This is a genomic window from Nodosilinea sp. FACHB-141 (assembly GCF_014696135.1).
Taxonomy (GTDB): domain Bacteria; phylum Cyanobacteriota; class Cyanobacteriia; order Phormidesmidales; family Phormidesmidaceae; genus Nodosilinea.
This window is the reverse complement of sequence record NZ_JACJPP010000020.1, coordinates 201,840-211,018: the sequence shown is the minus strand read 5'-3', so window position 1 is coordinate 211,018 and position 9,179 is coordinate 201,840. Positions and strand designations below refer to the sequence as shown.

8 protein-coding genes are annotated in these 9,179 nt (G+C 56.8%); 4 read left to right on the top strand and 4 right to left on the bottom strand.

From position 1 onward, the window contains the following. Positions 1–161: 161 nt before the first annotated feature. Entirely contained in the window at positions 162–710 is a 549-nt protein-coding gene (locus H6F59_RS20955; protein ID WP_190705019.1) for a transposase, read from the bottom strand. Between the two features lie 221 nt (positions 711–931). Here H6F59_RS20955 and H6F59_RS20950 point away from each other — a divergent pair, with 221 nt between their 5' ends. Beyond that, on the top strand, positions 932–1,618 hold the full coding sequence (locus tag H6F59_RS20950) for a DUF5671 domain-containing protein (RefSeq protein ID WP_190520807.1): 687 nt from the start codon (positions 932–934) through the stop codon (positions 1,616–1,618). Next, entirely contained in the window at positions 1,611–2,060 is a 450-nt protein-coding gene (locus H6F59_RS20945) for a hypothetical protein (protein WP_190705002.1), read from the top strand. Before H6F59_RS20950 ends, H6F59_RS20945 begins: the two co-directional genes overlap by 8 nt. Before the next feature lie 118 nt (positions 2,061–2,178). On the opposite strand, the gene H6F59_RS20940 is transcribed toward H6F59_RS20945, so the two are convergent. Further along, a complete protein-coding gene (locus H6F59_RS20940) occupies positions 2,179–3,396 on the bottom strand; it encodes an ATP-dependent 6-phosphofructokinase (RefSeq protein WP_190704997.1) in 1,218 nt (405 codons plus the stop codon). Positions 3,397–3,689: 293 nt separating this feature from the next. On the opposite strand from H6F59_RS20940, the gene H6F59_RS20935 reads away from it, so the two are divergent. Then, the gene (locus H6F59_RS20935) at positions 3,690–4,607 is read left to right on the top strand and encodes an HNH endonuclease (RefSeq protein ID WP_190704994.1); all 918 of its coding nucleotides are present in this window, start codon (positions 3,690–3,692) and stop codon (positions 4,605–4,607) included. A 119-nt stretch (positions 4,608–4,726) separates the two neighbouring features. Here the strand turns inward: H6F59_RS20935 and H6F59_RS20930 are convergent, their stop codons facing one another. Next, the gene (locus H6F59_RS20930; protein WP_190704991.1) at positions 4,727–5,206 is read right to left on the bottom strand and encodes a hypothetical protein; all 480 of its coding nucleotides are present in this window, start codon (positions 5,204–5,206) and stop codon (positions 4,727–4,729) included. Positions 5,207–5,657: 451 nt separating this feature from the next. On the opposite strand from H6F59_RS20930, the gene H6F59_RS20925 reads away from it, so the two are divergent. After that, on the top strand, positions 5,658–6,722 hold the full coding sequence (locus H6F59_RS20925) for a hypothetical protein (protein WP_190520797.1): 1,065 nt from the start codon (positions 5,658–5,660) through the stop codon (positions 6,720–6,722). 115 nt (positions 6,723–6,837) lie between these two features. On the opposite strand, the gene H6F59_RS20920 is transcribed toward H6F59_RS20925, so the two are convergent. Then, positions 6,838–9,177: an acyl-CoA dehydrogenase gene (locus H6F59_RS20920; protein WP_190704988.1), complete on the bottom strand. Its 2,340-nt coding sequence runs from the start codon at positions 9,175–9,177 to the stop codon at positions 6,838–6,840. Between the last annotated feature and the right edge of the window lie 2 nt (positions 9,178–9,179).

The following is a 9,179-nucleotide window of genomic DNA, read 5'->3' as shown; positions in this document are numbered from 1 at the left end:
CGACAGCTTTATAACGTCTTATGTTCTACCGCTAAGGCGCCGAAGGGGCACAACTTTATGTCGTGCCTTGGGGGTACAACCTTACGTCGGATGACACACTGCAATGCCCCTACAGGTGTCTTCGGCAACCAAAATTTCATTCCTCTCCACTGAGATAGTCATCACCATTTTGATGGGTTGCATGGATGCAGTTGGTCGTCGGCCCAGGATACAGGATTGTTTGTGATGTAGTGACGCATGTGCTGGAGCGATCGCTCGTTCCGAATGATGTGGTCGTAATAGTTGCGCTGCCAAACCGGTGTGCCTGCTGCATCGCGCAGGGTGTTGATGCGTTTGGTCGTGGCAGATTTGTAGGAACGAACAACTGTTGAAATTGAACCGGAGGACATCTTGCCAAATGCAGAGGTGTAGGGGCATTGCAGTGCAATGCCCCCACGGGGATCCTCGGCAAACAAAATTCCATGGACATGATTAGGCATCACAATGTATCCATCAAGTTCGATATGTGGAAAATGCTCGGGAATTGCTTGCCAGCATTCTGTTGCGATAGAACCAAATTCACTGATTTGCATTTCACCATTGACTACCTGTCCAAATAGGCAATGGCGTTGAAAGGTGCAGATCGTGATGAAATACGCCCCTGCGGATGAGTAGTCGTACCCTTTGAGGCGCAAGGAACGACGGTGATGTTTGTCGGGGTTATACTTCATCGGCAGGGTTGACGGTCAGTGCCTTGAGGATGCCCTTGTGAAACCGTGTTGGTTCAAATTTGCCGTTTATTGCAGCGATCGGCGTAGGGGCATTGCACTGCAATGCCCCTACAGGAGGCAATGTCAAATTGAGCCTCCCTCTGATTCCGGTGTTAAAGGACAGTTAAACAGGTGGATCACTCATTCTTTTTAGAATATCTATGGCGGATTACCGTAGGCCCATGAGTACAGATCTTCCCCCTACCCCCGACAGTCGCAGCGAGCTAGTGCAATTTATTTTGCTGGCGCGCGATCGCGGCTCCTCCGACGAATTCATCAGCAGACTGCTGCGCGACTACGGCTGGCCCTCGCGAGAGGTAGAGCGCGCCTTTTTCGAAGTGTACGAAGGGTTGGTGGGTCGCCCACTGCCCACACCGCGCGGCGGATCGGGCGAGCTAGCGCGCGATGCCTTCTTTTACTTATTGGCCTTTGTCACCCTGGGCATTTGGATTCAAGCGCTCGGTGAGATGGCCTTCATCTTCATCAACCACCTGATTCCCGACAGTTTAAACAACTACTACGGCGACCCATCCTGGCAGGTAGCCTTTGCCCTAGCCCGGCTGCTGGTGGCCTACCCGGTGTACCTGGGGCTGATGCGGCAGATCAACCGCGACCTGGCGGCCCACCGCGAAAAGCATTTCTCGGAGGTGCGCAAGGTGCTCACCTATCTAACCTTGCTGATCGCTACCATCATTGCCATTGGCGCAGTGATTGCCTTTTTGACCTCGTTTTTGCGAGGCGAGCTGACGCCGCGCTTTTTGCTCAAGGTGCTGGTAGTGCTGGTGCTCGACGGCGGGGTGCTGTGGTACTACTTCGACTGGATTCGGCGCAAGCCTGCCCCTAAGGTTCTAAATTTGGCCCATGAATAAGACGTTTGATAATCGGACTTTTGATCGGGCATTTGCAGCGGTAGCCACGGCGGCAGTAGGGCTGGCGATCGTTGCAGGCTTCTGGGTGCTGGGTACACCAGGACGGCAGCGTGAAATCGCCGCCGATCGCCAGCGGTTGCAGGATGTGGCATCGATCGCCCAACGCCTCCACGAGCAATATCTGGCCGATGACGACAGCTTTGAGCTGCCCGCCACCCTAGATGCGATCGAACTGCGCAACGACCCGCTGACCAACCAGCCCTACGAATATGAGCGGCTGGGCGATCGCGACTTTAACCTCTGTGCCACCTTCGATACCGACAGCAGCACCCACCGCCTCAGCCCTCAGGAGTCAAACCCCGATGCAGGGCGATGGCAGCACCCTGAGGGGCGGCACTGCTTTGAGTTTGACGTGACGGAGTATCCAACCTTGGTTTACTGATCGACTGGCTAGCGGCAACCATAGGGGCGCAAGGCTCGCGCCCCTATGCAGCATTTGTGGCTGTAGCCAATCAGGGTTAGGGCTGGGCAAATGGCATTTGCCCCTACGGGTGGGTCGATTAGGCCATTGCAGAGACCTCGTGAATCTCTGTCATCACCGCTTTCGGGTCAGGCAGCGTATCGGGATCGCCCACGTAGATGCCCAGCGACCTGGCCACTTTTACCATAGTGCTGTCTGTTTCTACGGGGCTGGGGCAAGTGCCGCGCAGATGGCACTCGCGCACGGTGGCAATCACGTCGCTCAGGTCTTTGGAGCGGACGCGGCCCGCTTCCCAAACCACCAGGCGGTTGTAGCGGCCTTCAGCGATCAGATCGACGGCTTTGCGACCAAAGGCCGAGGCCAGCAGGCGATCGCTGGCGGTGGGGATACCGCTGCGCTGAATGTGGCCCAGCACCATGGCGCGGGTTTCGACTCGGTCCATGTCGCAATAGGCGGTATCGCCGGTTTGGCAAAGGGTGCGGCTGCGATCGGCGATCGCAGTCGCCAAAGATTCACCAATCAGGTGTTTGGGTTTGCCGTCTTCGCCGTGAACGCCCTCGGCCACCACCACCAGAGCAAACTTGCGGCCCCGCTGGCGCAGATCAGCGATGTGCTGACAGATCTGAGTGACCACCAGGGGGCTCAAGTCAGGCACCAGTTCAGGAATGAGAATGACGTCGGCCCCGCCCGCAATGCCGCCGTGAAGCGCCAAATGCCCCGCATCTCGACCCATAACCTCGACTACCATGACGCGATCGTGGCTAGCGGCGGTAAAGGTGAGATCGTAGAGGGCGCTGTTCACCGTCTGCACCGCCGTGTTGAAACCGATGGATTTTTCGGTGAACGGTACGTCGTTGTCGATGGTTTTAGGAATGCCAATCAGGTTCCAGCCGCCGCGCTGAGCTAGGTCATAGATGATGTCAAGGCTGCCGTCGCCGCCGATGGCAATCAGGGCGTCAAGGTTGAGTTTTTCGTAGCCCGCCAAAATTTTGCTGACCTGGTCAGGCCCGTCAAAGCGGCTTTTGCTGAGCGAGCCCAGGATGGTGCCGCTAAGAAATTGCAGCACGTCAAGCCCTTGCAAAATGCCGGGGATATCGTAGCCGTGGTCGGTGAGCAGTAAGTTTTCAGGCTCGTACTGCCCGTCGGCCACCTGCATAAAGCCATCGGTGCTGTAGGGTATGCCAATGACATCCCACCCGCGCCGATTAGCGCATTTAACCACTGCTCGAATGACGGCGTTGAGGCCGGGGCAGTCGCCGCCGCTGGTGAGAATGCCAATGCGCTGAATGGAGGTCATAGAACGGTATCCGAAGGGCTAATCTCATCAATCCTCAAGCCAATCGAGCCTTGGGGATTGCCTTCTTCAACAGTCTTCAACAGTCTTAACGGAGAATAATCTTCGTTAACGATGATGGCTATGCCGACTTCAGCCCAATTGCCGGCGGTGCATCCGCCGCCTGCCGATTTGGTGGAGCACCCAAACAAATTCTTGACCTCACGGTCGAGGCTCTATGAAGCGCTGCCAATTGCAGATTCTCCTAGGACGTGAAGGGTACGCTTACGTTTGATGAGAGATAGTGCTAAATCCTAATGAATTTTTTCAACCCTGCCAAAGCGCTCTCTGACACAGCGGCTGAGGCCGCACATCAGCTTGGCACTCACATTGAGACTGCGGCTTCGGAAGCCAAAATTGCTGTCAGCTCTGTGCAAACTACCCTGGCGGGTGCGGCAACCTCCGGCGCTGCGATCGCTCAAGCATTGCAGGATCTGCCGCGCACCGCTCAGGAGCTAGCCGCAGAAATGCCCAAGCTGGCGCGGCGAGTGCAAACAGCGGGAGTACGACTTGGCGATACGCCTCGGTCTGAAGCCGATGTTATGGCGCTGTTTAACAAAATTCCGGGCACCTCTAAATTGGGGGCGAGCGAGCGCGATATTCGGGTGTTTCTCTCCGACAAGCACGGCAGCCACATTCGACCCCATGCCCGAGGTGGCAGCAACGGCGCTGAGAACATCGTTTGGGAAGTTGGTACGAATAACCTGCGACGCGGTGCCGACATGATGACGGGGCAAGAGCAGGTCTACATTCGGCTCTATAACGCTGTCGACTCGGTGCTCAAAAATTCGTTGACCATTGGCAAACTGGGGTTAGCCGCGACCGGCACTGCTGTGCTAACTCAGGCTGTAGTCACAGCCGTGGCCTACACGCTAGATCTCCACCGTGGAGACATTACAGCAGAGGAATTTCGAGACAAAATCGTGGCAGCGGCTGTCAGTGCGGGTATTGCTACCCCGATTTTCTTTCTAATTTTGATTACTGTAATCGCGCTTTTTCCAGAAATTGCGGTCGTTTTATCAGCGCCCGCTGTGATCGCTGGTTTTAATGCTCTTTTTGGGGTTAGCATTGCGCTGCCGATCGTGCAATCCATTTTGCGCCATGTAGAAGCAGGCGGTTTTGAGAGCAACGGACAGGCCGAAGATCCAGATAATTTCATAGCTTCTAAAGCGTAGACCGCTTACAGACACATGGTGCTCTTGCTGAACGGATATTAGCCAGGCTTACCGACCCAGACCGGTTAACTGGGTCAGGAGGTAAGCGCAAGGAAGGGGTTGACAGCATTAGGGCTGGCTTATTTGCACAAATCGGTGGACCACTCTTGAGAGCCCCGGTCAAGTTGGCAACGCACCTGGCTACCAGCCCAGTCGAGCCGCCACTGGTCGCCCTCGGGCACAAACTCCAGGCGATAGCGCGTGCCGTTGACGGAGTCGTCAGCGAGGCCAGTTTGAGTGAGAATCACTAGGGATTGGTCGTCGGTTTGGTCTACCAGTTCAACCTCTTCTTCAAAGTTGCCTTCCCCCGGTTCGGTGCTGCCAAAGGCGGCAAGGGCAATTTCGGTGGGGTCTTCCCCGACGGCTCCCCCAGGCAAGGGCACTTCGATGTAGTCGGCGCGATCGCCAACAACGGCATCACTGTCTGGTGCCTCCGCGACGGGAGTTTCAGTGGTGGTGTCTCCACTGGTGTCTGGGGTGGTGGCCGTAGGCTGACAGGCCACCAAAGTAATCAACAGCGCACTGGCGGCCAGGGCAGGAATCATAGAGGGTTTAAGCATGCTTTTATCTCGGTAAGGGCTTAGTAATGTATTTATGACAACAAAATACTGAAAATATAGGACGATATCGGCTTTGCGTACGCTGTTGTTAATTACCGAAACTTTTGATTAACGAAAATTTTTGATGGGCAAGAGTTAGGGATTAAGAATTAAATAATGCAGCACAGTTGTCTCGACTGTTCAAGGGTATGCAAGGTGCCCAAATTACAAAGTGCTGGAGTAGAAAGGTGCGATCGCATTCCAAACAACTCAGAGGCCGAAGTCTCACAATGAGACTCATGCATCCCTTAACCAGTCTCATTTAAATATTTCATGGACTTAGAATAAGACAATTGAGACGTAAAGAAATCTCACCTCGGTTTAGGGTCACTCAGAGGATGATTTTTGAGCTAGACCGCTTACTATGGCATGAGTCTAAATCAGCTATCTCATCCAAAAGGGTCTACTTTCCATGACTTTGCCCTTTGACGCTGCCCCAAGCCAGGCGCGAATTGAGCGATTTTGGCAGCTTTCCGCCAGCTTCGGCATGGAGCGCAATGCCTACCACAACTATCTAAACGAGATCGTCAGCGATCGCTACGCGCTGATCAAGGGGCTGCAACTGTTGCGCGACGAGCTGCAATTTGCCGGGGCTAGCCCGACAGATATTCAGGCCTGCGGAGCCGACATGAATTTACCCAGCGCGGTGACGACGCTGGCCTATACCAACTGCGGCGATCGCATTCACCAGGGTGAAGCGACGAAGCGTTACCGCGATGTGGTGGCTTCCCGGTTTGCGACCCTGTCGGAGATTGGCGAACTCAAGCTGGAGGCGTTTTTCCCCGCCGGGGGCGGCACTGACAATGGGGCCACTCTAGCCCATGTAACGGTTGCCCACGAGCTGGATGAGAAGCTCAAGCGGCGGGTTTATGAGGGCAACCCGCAGTCGATTTCGCTGGTGGCGATCGATCTCAAAACCCACGTGGGGCGCATTCAAGAAGATGGCAAGCAGGTCTATGGCAAAACCCGTGAGTCTCCCTGGCGGGAACCTCGGGCGGCCTGTGGTGCGATCGTGGGTGCCCTGACCAACTATCAGTCAGAGAATTTGATTCACCGCCGCATTCGCAATGATTTGGGCGAACGCAATTTTCAGTTTCTATCTACCCAAGAAATTTTGACCGATGAAGGGGTTGATATCACCATGGCGGTGGCGGCGGCGATCGTGGCGATTCGCGGCATTCGCAACACGGCGCTGGCCCTGGGGCAAGAAATGGATGAGCGCGGCCTGGGCCACTTGACCGCCAGTACGACGGTGAATCGCCCTTCTCGGGATGACTTGGTGATTTATCTGGCCCGAGCGACGGTTTTCAACGGTATGGTGCGCATCCAAAGCTTGGGCACCGAGGCCAAACACTACGGGGGCAAGCTAGTGGGATACGCCGGAGAAAAGCGGCTTCAGCTGCGCTACGACGACTGGGACGTTGAAGATGTGCCAGTCGAAGAAATTCCCTACAAGGTGCGCTTGTCGGGGCTATAGATAAGAGTCGGCTGATGGGCGCTAAGACACCAGCCGACTCTTGATCTTATGGTGAGACTCTCTTGATTCTAAAAGAGTCCCAACTTAAATTTTATGAGTCTCGACGTGGGATATCTCATCCTCGATCAGATAGCAACGGCTGAGGGGCGTTAGCCCGATCTAATGTGCTGCCGGCCTCGTATTCCTCAAAGGTGAAGGCATCGACCTGGATAGCATCTTTGCGGGCCTCGGCCGCTGCCATCAGCAGATCCCATTCGAGCTGGGTGAGCAGACCCGCCCGATGGGCTAGGGTCTCCAGGGATTCGGTTTGATTGGGGCTATCGATGGATAGCTGCCCGTTGCGGACGGCGTCTTTGAGGCGATGGTGAATAGCGTCGGCCTGCTGACTGAGGGCATGGGCTTGCTCCAGGCGGCCCAGGGCATCGGTAGGGTCGGCGGGCAGGTAGATGCCAGCGGTGAGGCGATCGCGCATTTCCCCAGTCTTTTGTAGATCCTTGGCGACCTGGTGACCCAAGGCATCGGTGGGCAAAGTCGCTAGGGGATTTAGCCGCAGGCCCAGCCCCATCAACGGTTTCAACAGCGGCCCAACTACGGGGAGAGACAGGTTGCCAACGATGCCCTCAAAGGCGGTTTGAATTTGAACTAGACCATACTGAGCTGCCCACTGCACCGTTGCCAAGTCGGCGTCGGGTCTCCCCTCGGCCTCAAACCGGCGCAGCACAGCGCTAGTCAGATATAACCAGGAGAGGGCATCGGCGTAGCGGCCGGTGAGGTTTTCATGGCGCTTGAGGCTGCCGCCGTAGCGGATTAGCGCGATATCTGTGAGCACGGCAAAGGTGGCTGAGGCCCAGGAGAGTTTGCGGTAGTAGGGGGCGGTAGGGCCGCTGACAGGGGCTTGGGCCAGTCGCCCCTGGGTGAGACCCAGCCCGATGGAGCGACCGACGTTGCGAATAAATGCGCCAACGTGACCCCACAGCAGTCGGTCAAAGGCGACCCAGTCCGCGTCATACAGGGCTTGAATCTCGGCGTAGAGGTAGGGGTGGCAGCGGATGACGCCCTGGCCGAAGATCATCAGGGTGCGGGTAAGAATGTTGGCCCCCTCGACGGTGACGGCGATGGGGATAGCGGTGTAAACATTGGCCAGCAGGTTGCGCGGCCCTCGGCAGATGCCGGAGCCGCCGAGGATGTCCATGCCGTCGTTGACGATGGCACGGGCCAGCTCGGTGGTTTGGTACTTGGCGATCGCGCTCACCACCGCCGGCTGCGCCCCACTATCCACCGCGCCACAGGTATAGAGGCGAGCAGCATCGACTGCATAGGTCAACCCAGCAATGCGGGCGAGAGGTTCTTCGACCCCTTCAAAGCGACCGATGGGCAGGCCAAACTGCTGGCGCACTACACTGTGGGCACTAGCCACCCGCGACACCAGCTTGGCTACCCCCGTGCAGGTAGCAGGGAAGCTAACACCCCGCCCCGCCGCTAGGGTCTGCATCAGCATCTTCCAGCCTTGGCCCGCCTGGGACACGCCGCCGATAATCTGATCGATGGGCAGCACCACGTCGTGGCCCTCAACGGGAGAGTTAAAGAAGGGTACGCCCATGGGGTCGTGGCGATGGTCGATGACGACGCCAGGGGTTTCCCTCGGCACCAGGACGCAAGTGATGCCCACATCATGCCCCAGCCCCAGCAGGTTGTCGGGGTCGTAGAGGCGAAAGGCGAGGCCGATTAGAGTTGCGATCGCTCCTAGGGTGATATATCGCTTCTTCCAGTTCAGCCGCAGATACAGCTGGCCGTCGTCTCCTTTAAATACTTCGCCGCGAGAGGTGAGGCTGGCAGCGTCAGACCCAGCCAGCGGCTCAGTCAGGGCAAAGCAGGGAATTTCTTCACCAATGGCCAGACGCGGCAGGTAGCGGGCCTTTTGCTCAGGGGTGCCGTAGCGCAGCAGCAGCTTGGCCGGGCCGAGAGAGTTGGTCACCCCCACCGTAGCCACGTGGGTAAAGGAACGCGAGGCCAGCTTCACCATCACAGCGCTGTAGGCCAAATTCGAGAAACCCAGGCCACCAAACTCTTGGGGAATCATCATGCCGAAGAATTTCTCGTGCTTGAGAAACTTCCACACTGCTGGGGGTAGGTCTTTGCGCTGGTAAATCTCCCAGTCGGTCGCCATCTGGCAAACCTGCTCTACCGGCCCATCGAGAAAAGCCTGCACGTCGGGCGGCACCTGAGGGTAGGGCTCGTTGAGCAGCCGATGCCAATCGGGCTTTCCAGAGAAGAATTCACCCTCGACCCAAACCTGGCCCGCCTCGATCGCAGCCCGCTCGGTATCGGAAATTTTGGGCAGGCGTTTGATCGCTGCTTTGCCAAAAGGGGTGGAGATGAGGGTGCGACGGAGGGGGGGGATGAAGAAGGTGAGAAGGATGAGGAGGGTGAGGGAAATGGGGATGTAGTGGAGCATGG

Bases quoted from the DNA above. Each gene is read 5' to 3' on its own strand.
- H6F59_RS20925 (WP_190520797.1), top strand. From the start codon at position 5,658: ATGACTTTGCCCTTTGACGCTGCCCCAAGCCAGGCGCGAATTGAGCGA.
- H6F59_RS20930 (WP_190704991.1), bottom strand. From the start codon at position 5,206: ATGCTTAAACCCTCTATGATTCCTGCCCTGGCCGCCAGTGCGCTGTTG.
- H6F59_RS20945 (WP_190705002.1), top strand. From the start codon at position 1,611: ATGAATAAGACGTTTGATAATCGGACTTTTGATCGGGCATTTGCAGCG.
- H6F59_RS20935 (WP_190704994.1), top strand. From the start codon at position 3,690: ATGAATTTTTTCAACCCTGCCAAAGCGCTCTCTGACACAGCGGCTGAG.
- H6F59_RS20920 (WP_190704988.1), bottom strand. From the start codon at position 9,177: ATGCTCCACTACATCCCCATTTCCCTCACCCTCCTCATCCTTCTCACC.
- H6F59_RS20950 (WP_190520807.1), top strand. From the start codon at position 932: ATGAGTACAGATCTTCCCCCTACCCCCGACAGTCGCAGCGAGCTAGTG.
- H6F59_RS20955 (WP_190705019.1), bottom strand. From the start codon at position 710: ATGAAGTATAACCCCGACAAACATCACCGTCGTTCCTTGCGCCTCAAA.
- H6F59_RS20940 (WP_190704997.1), bottom strand. From the start codon at position 3,396: ATGACCTCCATTCAGCGCATTGGCATTCTCACCAGCGGCGGCGACTGC.